The sequence below is a fragment of the Clostridium sp. SHJSY1 genome (assembly GCF_031626875.1).
GTDB lineage: Bacteria > Bacillota > Clostridia > Clostridiales > Clostridiaceae > Clostridium.
Window position 1 is genome coordinate 32016 of the sequence record NZ_JANDMF010000010.1, and the last position, 20583, is coordinate 52598.

Below are 20583 nucleotides of genomic sequence, written 5' to 3' on the forward strand. Positions count from 1 at the left end.
ACTTTAATACTATAAAAATATTTAATGATAAGCCTCAATTCTTGATATACATGTATCTTGATATTTGTTTCCTTTATATACTTCAAGTATTGTAATCTTAACATAGGTAGTTGAAATTTCTCTCCCCAAATAAACTTCATTTCCCCCAATTCTATCTATTAACTCTTGTGTTACACTTGTTCCATCTGAAAGTTCTACACGAACTTTTTTAACACGATTATTTGCGTAATATGTATACTCAGATTTTTGATACCCATTACTAAATCCAACTCCATCTATTACAAAAGGAGTACTTCTTTCTAACTTAATCCACTCACCAATTCCATCTCCATCCTTACCTTCTGCCCATGCTGTATCAGGATACATATCATTAACATAACTTGCTTTATATGTAGTGCCACCTGAATTTAGCTCAGAAGAAGCTGTTACTTTATCCCACTTTGCTGGAATTGGTGCTCCTTGCTGCTCCTCTACCTGAATCGGAGCTGTTTGTTTTATAACTTCACCATTTACACTAGAAGGTGGATAGGTATTACTTTTTTCTGAATTGTTTTTCTCTGTTTCATTACTTTTTGCTATAGTTGCTTTACTATCTCGAATAATTATTTTTTGAATATTAGAGTTCTTTTTATTAATTTCTGTAATAATATCCTTACTGATTTTTTTAGCTAAAGCCTTAGAAACCTCTTCCATTCTCAACTTCGGTGTATAATTTTCATTATGCTTTTTTGCTAAGATATATTCATTTGAATGTGTCTTGGTATTTACTAAATTTGATAAATTAGGTATGATAAAGATTAAACATATTAGATATCCTAATATTGAAATGGCTTTTTTTCTTAATTGATTTCTTTTAATCATTTGTTTTTTTGATATAAATTTTTTCAAATATTTATTCCCCATCCTTTATTCATAATTAAAATTTTCCAATTATCTCAGATATCAGTATATAAAGGCAATATAGATATTGTCAAGATAAACATATTCAACCATTGCAATTAATCTTCACCTTTGTATTCAAACCAATCAAATTCTGCTCTATTATTACTTTTCTTACCATTGCTGCTGGCAAATAAACCTATATACACCCCTACAAATCCACCTGCTACTTCCGAACTTAATATTCTTCCATCAACCTTTTCTGCTAATAACTCCATTTTTTCTTTAGATGAACCATAGTAAAAATTATAATCCTGTCCTTTTGCAGTTACCTTTAAATAAATTACCTCTGATTCAAAACTTTTTTCAGCAAGTTTACTTTCTATATTCTCATAACTAAAAGTTCCCTTTTGAAAATCTAAATTTACTTTAGCTATGCATCTAACAAGTCTGATAAACTTCTGATTTTCCTCTATAGAATACTCTAGTCTATATTGGTGATTATCATTTTGAACTAATGCAATTCCTGCTGCCTCATTTTGATTTTCAGGATTAAATTCCATTTTAGTTGTAGCTTCAAAATTTATATGCTGCTGTCTTCTTCCTACAAAGCTTGGACTATCCATATTTCCTTCTACTTTATAATTCTGAAATGGTCCAAATGGTGGTGGCTTAAGAGTATCCTTCATCCTTATTGGTCTAAGCTTTAATGTAAGGTGCCCTTTTCTTTCACTTAAATTCCAAAACTTTTTCTTTGGTGTACGTATAGTGTTCCATTTGTAACTTAAATCTTCTTCACTAAAATCATCAAATGTTCCCATTTTATTCACATAAGTAGTTGGTAATTTTGGCATTGGATAAGTAGCCTCAATTTTTCCAGTTCCAGGACTTACTATTGGCCATTCATTTTCCCACTCTACTGGAATTAAATAGGTTTCCCTTCCTAAGTTTTTGTAATATCCTCCATACGGTCTAGAAGCAAGTGCTACCATGTACCATTCACCATTTTTAGTTTCAACTAAATCTGCATGCCCAGGATTTGAAATAGGATAACTTTTTCCAAGGTGACGGTGAGTTAATATTGGATTACCTGGATTTCCTTCATAAATCCCAAATATATTTTTGCTTCTTGCAATTGTAACTGAATGATAGTGCTGTGTGCCCCCTTCTGAAATAAGCAAATAATAAAAATCATTTATCTTATATATGTGAGGCCCTTCAACAAAGCTTGCATTTTTTAAAGCTCCCTTCCAAAGGATATAGCTTTCACCTTTAAGTTCCATTTTGTTTAAATCAATCTCTTGAGCCCAAATTTCATGATCCCCCATATACGCTGGATTTTTGGAAGTTCTAGTTCCTATATAGTAGACTTTATCATCATCATCAAAAAATAGTGATGGATCAATACCGTCTGCATTCTTAATCCAATATGGATCTGACCAAGGCCCTTTAGCATCTTCTGCTATTACAATAAAGTTTCCTCCATTACCCATATTGGTAGTTATAACATAAAACACTCCATTATGGTACCTTATGGTAGGAGCAAATATCCCATCTGAATAGCCTGCTCCACTTAAATTTAATTGAGGCTCCCTATCTAGAACATGGCCTATTTGTTCCCAATTAACAAGATCAGTGCTTTTAAATATTGGTATCCCTGGGAAAAATGCAAAGCTAGAAGTAATCATATAGTATTCTTCTCCCACAGAACATATAGATGGATCTGGATAAAATCCTGGTAAAATAGGATTATTGAAAGTTTTCTTCTCCATATTTACTCATCTCCTAATATAAGCCCATTTGCTTTAGTTATTTTTCCTAATAGATGTGCACTTTCCTTTACTATTCTTTCTTGAGTAGTTCTATCTACATCAATAACCCCAAAATGCATGTTATATCCAAAAGTCCACTCAAAGTTATCAAAAGTACTCCAGTAAAGATACCCCTTCACATCTATTCCCTCTTCAATGCAAGAATGTACACCATCTATAGCTCTTTTTATAAACTCTATTCGTCTTGAATCATCTTTAGTTGCAATTCCATTTTCAGTTACTATAATTGGTATATTTAAATCCCTCGATACTCTTCTTATCGCTCCAGCTAATCCTTCTGGATAATACTCATACCCACACTCTGTAACTTCAGTTTCTTCAGCTAATGGAACCTGTCCACTTGGTCCATATACTTCCCTAGTATAATTTTGAATACCAAAGAAATCATCATCTTTAACTGTATCTATAAATTGTTTGAAATACTTATGCCATGTTTTTTCTGCTAGTTCTTCTCCACCTTCTATAGACTGTATATCTGGAAGAGCTAATGATAAACCGACCTTTGTATTTGGATTAATCTTCTTAATTGCTACATAAGCCTTACGATGTGCATCCTTAATAATATTTATAGATGCTTCATCTGATGCCATATGGAATGTAAAATATTTATCTATAGTTGTACTACATGACTTTGCAGCAGATTCTCTCCACTCTGGTGCTGTCCAAGATTTAGCTTCTATTCCTACTGGAGGAATAAAGTTGAAATTAACAAATAACTCTTGAAGCATTACTGGAAGGTTTGCTTCGTTCATAGTTAAAGCATATGGAATTAGATCTCCAAGCTCTTCAAATACAACTTCACAGTATTTTGCAAATCTATCTGCAGTATTAGGACTTGACCAACCTCCAAATCTCATAAGCCATCTTGGTGACGTAAAATGGTGCATAGTTACCATTGGAGTTATTCCATTTTCATGACATGCTTTTAAAACATCTCTATAATGCTCTATTTCTGATTTTGAATAATAACCTGCTTTTGGCTCTATCCTTGCCCACTCAATGGAAAATCTATATGTTTTTAAGCCTAAGCTCGCCATTAATTTAATATCTTCTCTATAAAGTCTATAGTGATCTACTGCATCACCTGATTTATCTGCATAAGGTGAACCTTCAGCATATTCCTCTTCCCACATGTCTGAATTTATATTATTCCCCTCTACTTGATGAGCTGATGTTGCTGTTCCCCATAAGAAATCCTCTGGAAATATTTTTTTCATAATTACTTCCTCCTTACAAAGCTTTAATTCTGTATTCATGTAAACATTTTAACACCATATATTTTCTTACTCCATACCACTATTTTATTAAAATCAGGCTTTTTTTTAGATTATATTTTGATATACTATTTACATAATTAAAAAGGTGGGAGAATAAATGACAAATATGTATGTAACCCCTGAAATGATACAATCAGCTTTAACAGAATCTTATTTAGTAAAGAGAAAAAGGAAAAGTTTTTTAGAGACTGTATTAGAACTATATGAAAAAGGTAACTATATAACCTCTAAAGATAATCTGACTAAAGAACTTTTATCTAACACATTATCTGATAATGAATTTGAGGAATTTTTATCTACATATCCTCTTCAAATAAATGATATTATTAAATATAACTCTAATTATGAACTTGGAGAATCTGATGTGATGCCTGGAAATACTGACATTTACGTTACAAGGCAATATACCTATGAAAGTTACAAGATACATTCCCATGATTTTTTAGAAATTTATTATGTTTTTAAAGGTAGTTGTGATTTTTTATTTGAGAAAGAAAATCGAACACTTAAGGATGGAGATATATGTATAGTAGCACCTAATTCCATACATACCTCTATAATTAATGATAATGATTCTATTGTTATTACCATAGCTATTAAGAAAAGTACATTTGATATTGCTTTCTTTTCGCTCCTTTCTCAAAAGGATTTACTTTCTTACTTTTTTAGAACAATACTTTATAAAAAGGCAGAACCTAATTATTTATTGTTCTCTACAGATAACTCTAAAGATATTAAAATGATATTAAAGAACTTAGTCATAGAAACTTTTAAAGGTGATGAGTATTTCAATAATTGTAGTATAAGTTGGGCTAATATACTTTTTTCTAAAATATTAAGGGATTATGGTAAGTCAGCACAATTTTATAATAATGATTCAGAACGTGACTTTTCATCTATTTTGCAATATATTCAACATAACTATAGAACTCTTACCTTAAAGGACCTTGCTGAACATTTTCATTATAGTGAAGCTCATTTAAGTACTTTAATAAAAAAGAATATTGGTTTGAATTTTATTGCACTTGTTAAAAAATTAAAGATGTCTGATGCTAAAGACTACCTTATAAATACTAATTTATCTATAGAAGAGATATCTGAGTATATAGGCTATAACTCTAGTAATCATTTTTCAAGAGCTTTTAAGAATTATTACAAAATATCACCACAGAAATATAGAAAATCATTAACCTAAACATAAAAAAGCAAGAAAAACCTGCTTTTTTATGTTTATTTTTAATTATAGTGTTAAATATTTTTAAATAAAATCACCATTATCATAAATTTCTTTCGCTAATGGAAATGGCTCTAAAGCTCTTTCTAAAATTCCTTGAACATATCCTATAAGTACTCCATAATTAACTATTGGAATCTCATGTTCAACTGCACTACTAATTCTTGAAAGCATAGCTGCCCTATTTAGCATACATCCTCCACAATGGATAATAAGCTTATATTTCTTAACATCATCAGTAAATGTGTTTCCTGAAGAATATTCAAAGTTTATCTGCTTTCCAGTCATTTGACGTACCCATCTTGGAATTTTAACTGATCCAATATCATCACATTGTCTATGATGTGTACATCCTTCTGAAATAAGTACATTATCTCCATCTTCTAAAGATTCTAATACTTTTACACCTTTTACAAGCTCAATAAGGTCTCCTTTATATCTTGCTTGTAATATAGAAAATGAAGTAAGCATTATATCTTTAGGTGTATCTGCTGATGCTTTTAAAAACACCTGGGAGTCAGTTATAACTAACTTAGGTTTTTTCTTTAAATTTTCAAGAGTTTCTCTTAATTCATGTTCCTTTGTAACAATAGCTATAGCATCACTTTCTATTATATCTCTAATAGTTTGTTGTTGTGGCAATATAAGTCTTCCTTTAGGGGCAGCCTTATCTATAGGTGTAACAAGAATGACTATATCTCCTGGACTTAAAAGATCTCCTACTAATTTAAACTTATCTTCATTATCTGGTATTAGCTCTATAATTTTTCTCTTTAACTCTTCTATCCCAATTTTATTAAGTGCAGAAACAGAAACAACTGAGATACCAATTTCCTTTTCTATATTACTTAGTTCTTCTTTTGTCATACTCTTTTGGTCTGCCTTATTAAAGATACAAACCATAGGTATTTTCTTACCTTTCAGTTGATTTATCATATCTGTATCATTTTTAGTAATTCCAATAGAACTGTCTATTACCACTAATGCAACATTTGTCTTTGTTAAAACTTCAAGAGTTTTCTTCTTTCTTGACTCTCCTAGTTCACTTTCATCATCAAGACCTGCTGTATCAATAATCATACATGGTCCTATAGGTAAAATTTCAATAGCTTTATAAACAGGATCAGTAGTTGTCCCCTTAACATCAGAAACAATAGAAATCTCTTGATTTGTAAGTGCATTTATAATACTGGACTTTCCAGCATTAGTCATTCCAAATAGAGCAATATGTACTCTTTCTCCAGATGGTGTTGTATTTAAACTCATATCTTATTACTCCTCTTGAATTATTTTAATATTTATATTTTCTATTATAATATAAAATATAAGTATTATAAAACATTTAAGGGAGAGTGTTCACTTTGAATTATAGAATAGAACAAGATTTGTTAGGTGATAAAAATATAGATAATTCTACATACAGTGGAATAAATACAATTAGAGCTTTAGAAAACTTTGACTTAAACAGTAAAACTATAAATTTGAATCTTATAAAAGAAATTGCTCTTATAAAAAAAGCTGCAGCCATGACAAATGGGAAACTAAAATTCCTTGAAGCTGATAAGGCTGATGTAATAATAAAAGCATGTGAAGAAGTTATAGATGGAAAATTTGATGATGAATTTAAAATCAGTGCATTTCAAGGCGGAGCTGGTACCTCTGCTAATATGAATGTAAATGAAGTTGTAGCTAATAGAGCAATTGAACACTTAGGTGGTGTTAAAGGGGATTATGATTTAGTTCATCCACTTAACCATGTTAATATGTCTCAATCCACTAATGATGTTTACCCTTCTGCTCTTAGAATCGCTGCAATCAAATTGATTAGAAAGCTTAGTAATTCTTTATCTAGTTTGCAGGAATCCTTACAAATTAAAGAAAATGAATTTGCAGATATAATAAAGCTTGGTAGAACTCAGTTAATGGATGCACTTCCAATGACAGCTGGTCAAAGTTTTGGATCATATGCAAAAGCTATAGAAAGAGATCGTTGGAGAATATATAAAGTAGAAGAAAGATTACGACAAATTAATCTTGGAGGTACAGCCATAGGTACTGGACTAAATGCCACAAATAGATATGTCTTTATGATGACTGATACTATTCAAAGTCTAACTGGTCTTGGCCTAGCAAGATCTGACTACCCTATGGATATTACACAAAACTGTGATATCTTTGTAGAAACCTCTGGATTATTAAAATCTTGTAGTGTAAATCTTCTTAAGATTTCAAATGATTTAAGACTACTTAACTCTGGGCCTCATGGTGGAATTGGAGAAGTTCTTCTACCTCAAATGCAAGCTGGTTCAACTATTATGCCTGGTAAAGTTAATCCTGTTATTCCTGAAATGGTGGCACAAGTTAGTATACGGGTAATTTCTAATGATAGTGCTATAACTATGGCAAGCTCAATGGGACAATTAGAACTAAATGCATTTGTACCACTTATAGCAGAATGTTTATTAGAGTCTTTAGAACTTCTTGATAGGAGTGTTACTATTTTTAAAGAGAGATGTATTGAGAACTTAAAAATAAATAAAAATAGGTGTTTAGAAAATTTGGAGAATTCATTGGTTGTTGCAACTGCTTTAGTTCCATATATAGGCTATGATAAAGCTAGTTTAATATCAAAAAAAGCATTATCTACTGGAAAGACTATAAAAGAAATTTTATTAGAAGAGCAGCTCCTGTCCATTGAAACTATAGATAAAATTTTATCTCCAACTGAGTTAATTAGAACTCATATTTCAGGCAAGTAGATATTAATTAAGGTGATTTGTATTATAATATTAAATTTATACAATTCACTTTTTTTATTCTACATATAATTTAACTGTACATTAAATTATATTTATCCATATTATATATTATAAAACTGATTACAATTTACTTATTCACATATTTATACAATACTTTTTTTAAAAGGAGATGAACAATCATAAAATCAATATTAAAAATATCCATATGTATAATTATATTCTATTTATGTACAAGCAATGTTTTTGCTTCAGCTTGTTATAATAGTGATGATGCAATAATTTATGCGAATAAGTATGCTAAAAATCCAAATTCTCAATATTATAATTATATTGATGAAGGTGGCGATTGTACAAATTTTATCTCTCAGTGCTTATATGCTGGAGGTTTAGGCTACACAGAAACATGGTCCCCTACAAGTGATACTTGGAGAACTGCTATTCTTTTTAGATATTACCTTATGAGTTTTGACTATCATTATAGAGAATACACTGTTGGTGATGCGATTGATAATTGGGATATTATTTACTTTCAGATACATCCTGGCGATGTAATTCAGTATGGAACTTCCCCTTACAACACAACACATTCACAAATTGTAACTTCTTATTCATCAAAAGATTCATCTGTTTATATAGCTCAACATTCAGATAATATGCCAGGTTTTTATAACGATAAGAATCTTCTAAATTATCTACATGGAAGATCTAAAGACGATATTATGTATATTCATCAAATAAAAAAATATAATTAGAGGAATATCAAAAATGTTACTATATTTGTTCTATAAAATTGATCATAAAAAAGGTGGACAAGTAACATTGTCCACCAAGATGCATTAGAAAATAAATTTATTAGTTTTGTCCTTTAATGAGTAATTGAGTGCTCATTTAATTATTCGATAAAATGCTGATTTTATTTATACCTATATTTTTTCCATTCATGAGCTAATTTAATATATTTTCCATTGCTATATTTATACAGAATTAATTTCAATTTCTTTGATATATTACACTATTATATATTGATTTACTTTAAATACTGGAACTACTAAACTTATTTTCAATATAATAAAAAACTTGACAAAAACATTTATTAGAATGATAATTTTTTTAGTAAACTACTTGTATCAGTAAACGTTTTACAAAAGAATTTATGGTGGAGGAATGAAAATGGATGATAATGAAAAGATAGTTCTTGCAAAGGATTTTGCTAAGAAATATATACAACTAAGAAAAACGATTATGCAAGCGCCTCAATCAAATGATATTAAACCAAATGAATTCACATTATTGATGCTACTAATTGATAGTATAACTCCAGAAATTAAAGGCGTTAAAGTTTCTGAACTAAGTACAATTCTAAATATAACTCCAGCTGCTGTTACTCATATGATTAATTCCTTAGAAAAAAAGGAATACTTAGAAAGGTTATCAAATGAAAAAGATAGGCGAATAGTTCTTGTTCGAGCAACCGAAAAAGGGATTAAAGCTATTGAATCTATGAAGCAAAAGTTCTTTAATAATCTTAATGAATTATTTGATTTTCTTGGTGAAAAAGATAGTAAAGAATTACTTAGAATCATAAACTTAATTAGTGATTTTCATAATTTAAAAAAGATAAAAACAGTTAAATAAACCTTTATTATAAAACTAATACAAATCACAAAGTTCTCTAAAAAATAAAAAATCTTTATCAAAAGTTCGTTTTAGTATTTTGATAAAGATTAATTTTTATATACTAATACATTACATATTCTTTTAGCATCTTATACTAGAACCATATCTTTTAGCTTTGATATTTCTTCTGCTGCCTTTTTATATCCACCACATTCTCTAAAAGATTCATTTATTTTTTTGATATTCTCAATATATTTAGGATTTTCTAACACCTCTCTCACAGAATCTCTTAAGATTTCAGGAGTAAGCTTGTCTTTCTCCAATGATATACATGCACCTAATTGAGCTGCTCTATTTGCCATATAGGGTTGATCTGCACCTAATGGTATAGCTACAAACGGAACATTATTAAATAATAGATCATTTGTACTATTCATACCAGAATGAGTTACTGCTACATCTGCATATTTTAAAATCTCAGTTTGTGAAATATAATTTTTAACTATGAAATTTTTTGGCACATCAAATTCTGATAAATCTGTCTTGTATGCTGTCATAACAACTGCTACATTAACATCTTTAAATGCCTTAAAGAATATATCATAAAGTTTTATATCATAATTACTATATACTGTTCCTAATGAAATATATACAACCTTTCTTCCTTTAATCTCCTTGTATGGAAAATCCGATATATCCTCTTTTCTATCATATATAGGAGGTCCTATAAACTTATATGTATCATCATACTTTTCAATATTTGCAACAAAATATTTAGATGTATATGCAAAATTAATATCCCCTCTATTAAAGAATAATTCTTGTAATTTTGGCATTTCTATATCATACTTTTTGCTTAATTTATCTGAAATCTCTTTATAATCTTGTATTATAGAATCATTAGCAAATGCTTTTCTAGCTTCTCCAAATTCTTTTGGCATCATTTCTTCTGGAGTTGCGAATATTGCAAAAGAAGAAAATGAAGGTATGTTTAATATTTTAGCTATTATATTACCAAAGGGAAAATTAGCTGAATATCCAACATAATCAAATTTTTCATTTCCTATTTCTTCTAAAATATTATCTATTACTTTTTCACATGATTCCAAAGTTGTTTTCAATATTCTAATCATGAATTGTATATCCATCTTATTTTGGATAGATGGTTTGTTTTTACTAAATCCTTCCCATTCCTTATAGGCTCTAAACTTAGCACCTGTTTTCTCTATCCTTTTTCTAAATTCTTCAGTACAAAAATATACTACCTCATCCCCTTGTTTAACTAGCTCAGATATCATACCTAATGTTGGATTAATATGTCCAAATGCTGGTATCCCAAAAAATAATATCTTTTTCATATTTTACATCCCCTTTTAATTTTATTGTTTCATAGGTATTTACAAATTTAATTTATTAAGTAAACTATTTATCAAATAAATATTTTATTTACTAAATTATTGCTCCATCAAAGATTTTTGTCAAGTATTTTCAACTTATAATAAAAATGGATTAGCATTAAAAATACTAATCCATAAAAATTTTAGTTTTTATTCTTCTTAAATCACTTAAATTAATAAATACCACTATTATATTATTTATCTAAAACAACCTTTGATCCATCACTAGAAAATGTTATTGTACCTGCTCCTGTAAATATTAATTTAGTATCCTCTTCTTCACAGGCGTCTTTAATTGTAGCATCTGCATCTTTAGATGTTACTACAGCATAATCTGGTTTAATAGAATTAATTAACTCCTTAGAATTACTATTTGCTCTCCCATGATGAGGAACCTTATATATATTAATTTTAGGCCAATCTATATTTAATAATTCTTCACTTCTCTTTTTAACTGCATCTCCTGCAAACAATATATTAATATCTTTGTAGTTTGCCAGTGTAACTAAAGAGTAATTATTATCATCAGCATATTCCTTCTTCAAAGGTGGATATACACGTAAATTAATATCACCTACTGTATAATTAGATATCTTTGTTGGAATAGTTGTAATAATATTTTTTTCTTCTATTTTATTTATTAAATCAGTATATTCTTTTCCATCTTTGTTGTAGTATGGCCTAATAATATTTTTCACTGTAAAATTGTTAATTATTGCTTCTGCTCCACCAATATGGTCTTTATCATAATGAGTTAATATTAAACATTGAATTTCTGACACCTCTTTACTTTTTAAATAAGCTATAACATCTTCAGCATCTTCTTTTTCACCAGTATCAATCAGAACATTTTGATTTCCATTTTGCATAAGAATACTATCTGCATCATTCTTTAATTTTAAAAAACTTACTTCAATTTTATCAGCATTATAATCACTCACTTTATTTTGTCCTTTTACAATATAAATTGCTCCAAGTAATAAGAATATAAGTGCTATAAGGCCACATATCCGAAATATTGTTCTTCCCATATGATTTTCTTCCTTTCAAAGTATGAATAGTCCTATTACTTTTTCTTAAAAAAGTTAATTCCACTTTCATTAATATTACCTGGATATAACATTACGAAAACATAGTCAAACTTATTATCCTTTAAATATTCTTCTACATCTACCTTTCCTTCTTTTGCTAATGGCCAAATAGCATGTATTTCGCTACACACTGGTGCTAAAAAAGATTCTACTGGATTACTAAAGGAATCACGAATCATTAAAATTTTAGGCCCCTTAGGATTATTAAGATTTACAATTTTATTAAAGGCTCTTATTCCATCTATATAAGATTCATAACTTGAAACCTCATATATATCAGATTCATGGTAAAGCGCTTCAGATTTTAGTAATGATTGTTCGAAACTACCTTCTTTATGCACCTTTTCACCATAATTATCTGTACTATCATATGTAAAATTAGTTGGGAACTTAGGCCATATTAGTGTAAAATCATCAAGTCCACTATAATTAATTCCTGTATCCCTACCTTGAGATCCAAGTAAATTATTTTTATAAGTTCTCTGATTATAATTATCTAAGTTAGTATAAAACTTATTAGGATCTAAATCTACACCGTACAAACTTTTCATTTTTTCTACTATAGCAGAAAAAGATACAAAAGCTGATTGGGATGTCCAATGGTGATCTGTTTTAAAAAACAACTCTTCCTTAGGTATATTTGAATTTAACAATGGTTTTCTTAAATCCAAATAATCTACTTCATTATTATGTAAATCTAATAAAAATTCATTTTGTAGTAAATTATGATCTTTTATATTTAACTCTTCAGAATTCTCAGAAGTTTGTGCTATTGATTTAGATGGTGGACTAATAAATATAACCTTAGTCCCCTTTTTTTCTACACTATTCTTAAGTCTAACTATACGCTTAGCATATTCTCCAATCAATGGATCTTTTTCATCATATAAACTTGCGTAATTTAAAAAACCATTATTATCTTTAACATAGTCAAAATTATTAAATTCATTTTTCCCAATGAGAACTTGTATGTAGCCATATCCTTCCATAAATTGTTTTTTCCATAATAGTTGATCATTAATAGTTTTATCTACATCTTTAATAGTTGCTTTTAAATTTTCAGTATCTTTAAAGTTTTTAAATCCTTGTAATGTTTGACTTAATATTGGATACTCCTGATTAATATTCTTTATTGCAAAAGTAAACAACATAACTATAAATAATACTGCAAAAATACTATGTCTATTTAAATAACGTTTCACCTACTATACCCCCTTTCTAGAAATTAAAGTAAATGAAAGTGCTGTAACTTCCCCTTGCTAAATATAATATACAAACTACCAATAGTGAAGTTAATATAAATGGATATGTCATTCCATAAACTTTACTAACAATAGATTGTTTATTTTCTTCCATAAATTTAGCTAATCCACGTGAAATTTGTAAACAGAATATAATTCCAACTACAAAGAACACACCATATTCTCTTAAGAATGTAATAGCTAAATCACTATAAAACCCATTATTATTTAATCCAAACATATTTAAAAAATATTTTCCTGCATTATGTAAATTTGTTGACCTGAACAATACCCATCCAAAATTCACAACAAGCAATGTATATATATGCCTAAATACAGATTTCCCATCTTTTCTATGTAGGTTAGTGAATCTTTCCAATAGAAGGAACAAGAAATTCCACATTCCCCAAACAATAAATGTCCATGCTGCTCCATGCCATATTCCTGTAAGAAGCCATACTATAAACATATTCCTAACCATTTTATCGGCATTACTTACACGGGAACCACCTAAAGGAAAATACACATATTCTCTAAACCAATTTGTCATTGAAATATGCCATCTTCTCCAAAATTCAGTAACAGATGAAGAAACATATGGATAATCAAAATTTTCATCTATTTCAAATCCAAACATTAATCCAAGTCCAATTGCCATATCAGAATATCCTGAAAAATCATAATATATTTGTAATGTATATGCTATACTTCCTATCCATGCAAGCATAACTGGAACATTATATAATTCTGTTCCTATTGCAGACAAATCAAATATTCTATCTGCTACAATTGCAAAACTATTTGCAAACAAAAGTTTTTTCCCTAACCCAAATGTAAATCTAGCACAACCTTTAGAGAATTTAGCCCAACTTGATTTACGATTTTTTATTTGATCCTGAATTCCATGATACTGGAGAACTGGACCTGCTACTAATTGAGGAAAAAAGAATATGTATAACCCAACATTTAAAGGATTTTTTTCTGCATCTACTGTTCCTCTATAAACATCAATTACATATGATAATGCATGAAATGTAAAAAATGAAATTCCTATAGGTAGTGCAATTTTCACTTCTTCAAATATCTCTCTTCCAACCACACTATTTATATTAGTTATTATAAATCCTGTATACTTAAATACAGCCAATAAACTGATATTTATAGCACATATAATAGCTAATGCAATTTTTGAAGCTTTTAGATTGCTTCTAAGTTTGCTAATAATAATACCAAAAAATGTATTAAGCAGTATTGAAGCAAGTAAGATTAATACAAAAACAGGCTCTCCCCAAGCATAAAAAATGACACTTACTAAGAAAAGCCACATATTTTGCAATCCTCTGGAGAATTTAAACAAATAGTATCCCAATAATACTATTGGTAGGAAGTAGAACAAAAATGTATTACTTGCAAATAACATTATTCTTTTCTCCCTTCATCTTTAATGGTAAAATCTATTCCTAAAGTATTAAAAAGTTCATTTTCTTCTTGCTTATTTTTATAATTAAGAAAATATAAATAATTGATTAATGCAATTAATACACCTATTATGAAAATACATCTAAAAAACCATATAAAGCTTTCAGAATTTAAACTTTCAAGAAAAAAATGTACATCTGGTACACTTTCTGGTATTGCTCCATTTTCTAGCATAGTTTCAGCACTAGCATAATCAGGAGATAGTAATACTCCAAAGATAAGATTTACAATAAAAATTATTCTTACGAACTTAATATTGTTTTTCATATTTCCTCCTAACAAGTTCTTTACTTTTGTATCAAAGCAATAATTATCCTAACAATGCTTGAAACTCTTCACTATCATAAATTTCAAAACTATTTTCAACTTGATACAAATAACACTCTTTGTGTCTACTTAACTGCCTTATTTTTTTACACTTCATTTCTATATTTGAACCACACATCAATATGATTTCATTTGGTAATTTCTCACCTCTTCTCATATTTTTTAACAATATATATTCATAGTTAAAGTCTATTGCAAAAACAGGAATCTTATCCTTAGTCATCATCTCTATATTTAATTCAATACGAGGATAAGAACGTTGTGATTGTTCAGATATATTAATTCTCTTTTGAAGATTCAAATATAAATCATCAAATACACTTAATGTATCATCTATATACTTTGGTAAACTGTGGTCTCTATCATAAATTAATTGGAAATACTGCTTTTTATTTTCAAAATCCAATTCTATAATATTAAAACTATATATCCAATTGTTTTTATCATTTCTAACATGAGTAACATTCGCAACAAAACTAGCTTTATATCTGTCACTACTAACATTAATCATAATTCTCTCGTCTTTAGAGAAATAATATGGTTTGCTTAAAGTTATCGCAAGCCCACCTTCTGATATGTCTTTTGTTACACCTTTATACATTTTACCTCTTATTGTTACTTCAGCATCTAACTCTGCAATATATCTTTCAGATTCTCTATAGTTGGTACGCCCAATCATAAAGAACACTGACATAATAAGATTATATAAATTGACAATTAACCAATAAATAATAATTGTACCTTGTATTGTTTGGTATAGTATTAAATCTTTCATCATAATGAAAAGTGCTAAAATTGAAGCTCCTGCTAAAATCATATGTGGAACTGCTAAGTTAAAGTTAGTTTTTGTTTCACTTAAAATACGGTCTTTTCTAGTGACAACGAATTTTTTTTGTGAAACACCAACTGTTTCTAACAAAATTGGTAAAATCATATATGGAAAAATAACAGTATCCATGATATTACTCCACCTATTATTTCGTATATTCCCAGATATCTGATTTAAAACTTTGTTATATAGCACATAAGATGGAAGCCAAATACATATTATTTGCCAGAATGAACACTCTACTATATGTAAATCAAATAATACAAATAAAAGAGGTGATATAATATAAACAAAGCGTCTTACAAATGACCACCAATATATTAAACTTGCTATATAACTAATTTTCAAACTCCAAGGTATATCTTTTCTTGTTAATATCTTCATCTTTTTAAGACTCTGAACACATCCTCTTCCCCAACGTTCACGTTGGTTAATCAAGCTAGTTATTGTATCTGGGGATAGTCCATGTGCTACAACTGTAGGAATAGCATAAGTAGTGTAACCTTTATTTTGTATACTTAATCCTGTTTCAAAATCTTCTGTTATTGTTCCAGTTGCAATTCCACCTACTTCAACCAAAGCCTGTCTTGATATCACAGTATTTGATCCTGCATATATAGGTGCATTATTACTATTTCTCATTACATTAATTTCTCTAAAGAAATAATCTTGTTCATTTGGAATACGCCCTTCAGAATATAAATTATATTGAAAAAGGTCTGGATTATAAAAACTTTGAGGTGTTTGAATAAATCCAATTCTATAATCTTTATCTATTTCATCCTTTGTGCGTTCAACCCACTTATCTCCTACCTTTTTCAATCTTGGTAGGAAAAAATAAGGTACAGCTTCCATTAAAAATCTATGAGTTGGTATCATATCTGCATCTAGAGTTGTAATTAATGGTGCAGATGTTTTTGATATGGCATTGTTTAAGTTACCTGCCTTAGCATGTTTATTATTACTTAATCCAAAGTATCCAACACCCATTTGATCTGCTAATTCCTTGATTTCAGGACGATCACTATCATCACATATGGCTATATGTACTTTACTCTTATCTGGATAATCCATATTCATACATCCATTTATTGTTTTAAATAGAAGATCTCTTGACTCATTGTGAGTTGCGATAAAAACATCTACTTCCGGATACCATTCATCTGGTATTGTAGGTTTTTCTGGTAAAACTCTTTTTTGAGCATTACGATATAATTCAATAGCTTCAAAAATAGCAACAATTTCAGAAATTAATAATATTACCCCTGCTATCATCGAAACTATTCCATACTCAAACGGAAGTGTGAAAAATATACGCCAAGAAAAATATATTATTCCAGTTAATACTGCTAAAAATACTGTTATCTTATTTTTCAAAGTTTCTTTCTTTTCTTTGACATCCTTCATCTATAGTTTCTCCTTTGTTATTTATACTGATATCCAGACTTTTCTATCGTCTGCGGGCATAAATTATTGCTGTAAAAAATGATCCTAAAAATAATATTATTAATAAACCATTTTTAATACTTTTATCCTCAGCTTTAACTATATCATCACTTTTATATTTAGGAAGTTCTTCTGATATTGCTTGTCCATGCTTAGAAAGAACAGTCTTTAATTTATATATTTCTTGCTCATACTCTTTACTTTCTCTATGAATAGTATCTCCATCACTATCTATATATGTAGGCAATGCAGTCTTTCCTAAATAATATGCCTTTTCCCACCGACTCCATTCTCTTCGCTGTGCTGCCCCTAAATATCCTTGAACCTCATCAATTGTTTTTAGTATATTTTTATCAGAAAGCTGATTTCTCCTAAGTTCAGCATATCTAGAAGCAAGTTTTTCTACAAACTTAGGATCTCTCATTAATTGCTTAAACCACGGTGCTTCAATAAATGCTATTTTATCTATTTCCATAGGGTCTGGTCTAGAATTATCTATAGATTGATCATAATCCCAAACTGGTCCCATTTTTAACTTGCCTTTAATATCTTTATACATATATGTTGAATGATACCCAGCATCGTAATTTCCAAAATATTCATTAATCAAAGCATAATTTATAAATGAATCCACATCTATATAATCCGAATAAGTAGAAAATATATTATAAGAATCTGAATATAAAACTTCTTCTAACTTTTCAATATCATTTTTTATATAATCTACAGTTTCATCAGTAACATTATTTTTGCTAGGATAAACTACTCCTAAATATCCATCACTTAATTTACTATTTGATTCATATGTGTCTATCATTATATTTTCTTCATCAAATCTATCTCTACGAAGTATGTAACTACTATATGATTTAGACTTTTGATAACTTGCAATATTTACCCTATCAGTTCCTTGCTTAATGTTCTCAATTAATAGATAAACCCCTTCATACTTATACTTTCCATTTTCTTCAGTAACCACTTCACAATATTTTGCATCTGGTGTATATGGCATTATTTGAGAAGCAATTCTATATCCCAAATAATTTCTCATCATACTCTTATCTGCCATGCTTCCATTTAGTACCCACTCATTATCTTCACCCATACCAAGTAAAGATAAACCATTTTCTTGTCCACTTTCAGTTACTAGTTTTACCAAGTATTGTCCCTTATTGTAATGCATTGAAGAATTTCCTCTTCTTTTTATCTTAATTTTGCTATAATTTGTTGGCGTATCTTTTAGTTTATTTATCTCTCCATTATCTATAACACTTATACTACCATCTACATATGGCTCTATTCCTGAAATACTTACAAATCTTTTCAATTCCTCATTCCATTTACTATTAGATGGAATTTCAGCTCCTTCTGTATTAATTACTACAAGTGGTAAATGTGTTGAGAAATTTGAATTTAATATAAAATCATTCCCAAAGGGGATACTTGTATCTAGATTATTGTTAACAACTATAGGTTCATCATATGAACTTTTGCTTTTGATTGAATCAGCATAGTTATTATAAATATTAAAACCAATAGCAATTGTTAATCCTGCAAGTATTGTGACAAAACCTATTTTATTTCTTTTTTTCATTTAAAATCACCCATTATCGGTTTATTTCATCATTTTGACATACAATATTTACATTGTTGATTCCATCAAGTTTATACATTTTTTCAGTTATAGACTCAACATTACTTTCAGCCTTTTTAATTAATTTTGCTGACAACTCATAGATAAATTCTACTGAATTTTTAGAAGTATTTTTAACTCTTAAAACTGCTTTTTCTTTATAATAAGTCCTTACTACTTGTTCAATCTCTATTTCATTACCTGAAGTTCCTCTAACAATTAAAAGGTACTTTTCATTACTTTGTACTGCACCAAAAATTAGTAGGAAAAAGAATATAACTACTGAGCCTATTCCAGCCACCATATAATCAGAAACACCACAACAAATACCTACTGCAATAGCCCAGAAAACATAAGCTGTATCTCTTGGATCCTTAATAGCAGTACGAAATCTTACAACTGATAAAGCACCAACCATTCCTAATGAAAGAGAAATATTGTTACCTATAACATTCATTACTAGAGCTGTTATAAGTGTAAGCATCACTAATGACACATTAAATCGTGCGCTATATACAGCTCCTGAATGAGATAATCTATATGATATATAAATAACCATTCCTAATATAACTGCGATTAAAAAGTTGATTAGAATATCATTAATAGTTAATGCTTTAGTTGATCCATTTAAATAATTAAATAATTGTTCCTTCATAATTTTCCTCCTAAAAATAACTCATACTTCTTGAAAGTACATACTTACTATTTGAAACTTGTATTTTTCCACAAGAGTCTAATAAATCTTTCACATATCCAAGTAAAAAATTATTAAATTTTACTTCAATCGTTACATCATCTGGGGAAGTAACTGGATATAAAATCAAGTCATCTGAAAAAATATTAAAATCACTTTCACTTGCTCTAATATTCATATCAAATGTAACTCTTGTATTATTCTCTGGTACAATAAATGCAGTACGATCATATTCCACTACACATTTTGGCCTATATAGTTTTTGACTCATTAATAAATATAATTCCATTGCAAAAGATTCTTCCATAGATATTAAAAATTCAAAATTTCCATTTATCATATCCAAGGCTTGTTCTTGTGAAATTGTCAATGACCGTTTTCTCTGGTCATTTCCAAACTTCTCCTTCATCTCTAGTTTTGCAGTCTTTGCTTTACTAGAATATACTCTTATTCGAATTTTTTTACGGTTATCCAAGCCATCTTCTTTTTCATAATAATCATGATCAAAAGGTGTATCAAAATACAATGAACGAACCAGGTATCCACCACTTTTATTATGCTCATCTTCATGTAAAACTTTTGAAAGTAGTCCATACAAGATTCTAGTTTCTGATAATGACATAAGATATTTCTTTTCTTGTCTTAAAACATCAAGCATTGCCATACTTATTTCCCCTTGTAAATTTTTTTGATTTCAAATTAATTTATTTTAAAAAACAGTTCATATTCATCTCCTTATTCATATATATTTTTTAAAATTACTTCATTATTATATATATCGCTCCTCTTTATCAATACTAAACGATACCCACAACTTCCCTTAATGCCCCATATATAACCATTTAAGC

The 20583-nt window shown here is 28.9% G+C and carries 17 protein-coding genes; 4 read left to right on the forward strand and 13 right to left on the reverse strand.

The window, feature by feature from the left end:
- Window positions 1-21 precede the first annotated feature (21 nt).
- The 3 genes from NNC19_RS07040 to NNC19_RS07050 form a co-directional block, all read right to left on the reverse strand.
- Entirely contained in the window at window positions 22-888 is an 867-nt protein-coding gene (locus NNC19_RS07040; protein ID WP_310937920.1) for a discoidin domain-containing protein, read from the reverse strand.
- A 110-nt stretch (window positions 889-998) separates the two neighbouring features.
- Window positions 999-2651, reverse strand: a complete 1653-nt coding sequence (locus NNC19_RS07045; protein ID WP_310937921.1) for a glycoside hydrolase family 43 protein — start codon at window positions 2649-2651, stop codon at window positions 999-1001.
- Window positions 2652-2653: 2 nt separating this feature from the next.
- Window positions 2654-3928: a family 1 glycosylhydrolase gene (locus NNC19_RS07050; RefSeq protein ID WP_310937922.1), complete on the reverse strand. Its 1275-nt coding sequence runs from the start codon at window positions 3926-3928 to the stop codon at window positions 2654-2656.
- A gap of 157 nt (window positions 3929-4085) precedes the next feature.
- On the opposite strand from NNC19_RS07050, the gene NNC19_RS07055 reads away from it, so the two are divergent.
- Window positions 4086-5183 (forward strand): AraC family transcriptional regulator, encoded by a 1098-nt coding sequence (locus NNC19_RS07055; protein WP_310937923.1) that lies wholly within the window; start codon window positions 4086-4088, stop codon window positions 5181-5183.
- 63 nt (window positions 5184-5246) lie between these two features.
- Here NNC19_RS07055 and hydF read toward each other — a convergent pair whose 3' ends face one another.
- Window positions 5247-6488: a [FeFe] hydrogenase H-cluster maturation GTPase HydF gene (gene hydF / locus NNC19_RS07060; RefSeq protein ID WP_310937924.1), complete on the reverse strand. Its 1242-nt coding sequence runs from the start codon at window positions 6486-6488 to the stop codon at window positions 5247-5249.
- 95 nt (window positions 6489-6583) lie between these two features.
- Between hydF and NNC19_RS07065 the strand changes: the two genes are divergently transcribed.
- The 3 genes from NNC19_RS07065 to NNC19_RS07075 all read left to right on the forward strand — a co-directional run bounded on the left by NNC19_RS07065 (window position 6584) and on the right by NNC19_RS07075 (window position 9616).
- Entirely contained in the window at window positions 6584-7981 is a 1398-nt protein-coding gene (locus NNC19_RS07065; RefSeq protein WP_310937925.1) for an aspartate ammonia-lyase, read from the forward strand.
- Window positions 7982-8196: 215 nt separating this feature from the next.
- Window positions 8197-8733 (forward strand): amidase domain-containing protein, encoded by a 537-nt coding sequence (locus NNC19_RS07070; protein WP_310938029.1) that lies wholly within the window; start codon window positions 8197-8199, stop codon window positions 8731-8733.
- 418 nt (window positions 8734-9151) lie between these two features.
- Window positions 9152-9616 carry a MarR family transcriptional regulator gene (locus NNC19_RS07075; protein WP_310937926.1) on the forward strand — a complete coding sequence of 155 codons (465 nt, stop codon included), beginning with the start codon at window positions 9152-9154 and terminating at the stop codon, window positions 9614-9616.
- A 131-nt stretch (window positions 9617-9747) separates the two neighbouring features.
- On the opposite strand, the gene NNC19_RS07080 is transcribed toward NNC19_RS07075, so the two are convergent.
- From NNC19_RS07080 to NNC19_RS07120, 9 genes are all read right to left on the reverse strand, one after another.
- Window positions 9748-10956, reverse strand: a complete 1209-nt coding sequence (locus NNC19_RS07080) for a macrolide family glycosyltransferase (RefSeq protein ID WP_310937927.1) — start codon at window positions 10954-10956, stop codon at window positions 9748-9750.
- Between the two features lie 233 nt (window positions 10957-11189).
- Entirely contained in the window at window positions 11190-12026 is an 837-nt protein-coding gene (locus NNC19_RS07085; protein ID WP_310937928.1) for an MBL fold metallo-hydrolase, read from the reverse strand.
- 35 nt (window positions 12027-12061) lie between these two features.
- Window positions 12062-13288 (reverse strand): DHHW family protein, encoded by a 1227-nt coding sequence (locus tag NNC19_RS07090; RefSeq protein ID WP_310937929.1) that lies wholly within the window; start codon window positions 13286-13288, stop codon window positions 12062-12064.
- Window positions 13289-13304: 16 nt separating this feature from the next.
- The gene (locus NNC19_RS07095) at window positions 13305-14747 is read right to left on the reverse strand and encodes an MBOAT family protein (RefSeq protein ID WP_310937930.1); all 1443 of its coding nucleotides are present in this window, start codon (window positions 14745-14747) and stop codon (window positions 13305-13307) included.
- Window positions 14747-15073, reverse strand: coding sequence for a hypothetical protein (locus NNC19_RS07100; protein ID WP_310937931.1), 327 nt, complete (start codon window positions 15071-15073; stop codon window positions 14747-14749). Before NNC19_RS07100 ends, NNC19_RS07095 begins: the two co-directional genes overlap by 1 nt.
- Window positions 15074-15116: 43 nt before the next feature.
- Window positions 15117-17369, reverse strand: a complete 2253-nt coding sequence (locus NNC19_RS07105; protein WP_310937932.1) for a glycosyltransferase family 2 protein — start codon at window positions 17367-17369, stop codon at window positions 15117-15119.
- Window positions 17370-17412: 43 nt separating this feature from the next.
- Window positions 17413-19002, reverse strand: a complete 1590-nt coding sequence (locus tag NNC19_RS07110) for a CotH kinase family protein (protein ID WP_310937933.1) — start codon at window positions 19000-19002, stop codon at window positions 17413-17415.
- A gap of 13 nt (window positions 19003-19015) precedes the next feature.
- A complete protein-coding gene (locus NNC19_RS07115) occupies window positions 19016-19696 on the reverse strand; it encodes a DUF4956 domain-containing protein (protein ID WP_310937934.1) in 681 nt (226 codons plus the stop codon).
- A gap of 10 nt (window positions 19697-19706) precedes the next feature.
- Window positions 19707-20399 carry a polyphosphate polymerase domain-containing protein gene (locus NNC19_RS07120; RefSeq protein ID WP_310937935.1) on the reverse strand — a complete coding sequence of 231 codons (693 nt, stop codon included), beginning with the start codon at window positions 20397-20399 and terminating at the stop codon, window positions 19707-19709.
- Window positions 20400-20583 lie beyond the last annotated feature (184 nt).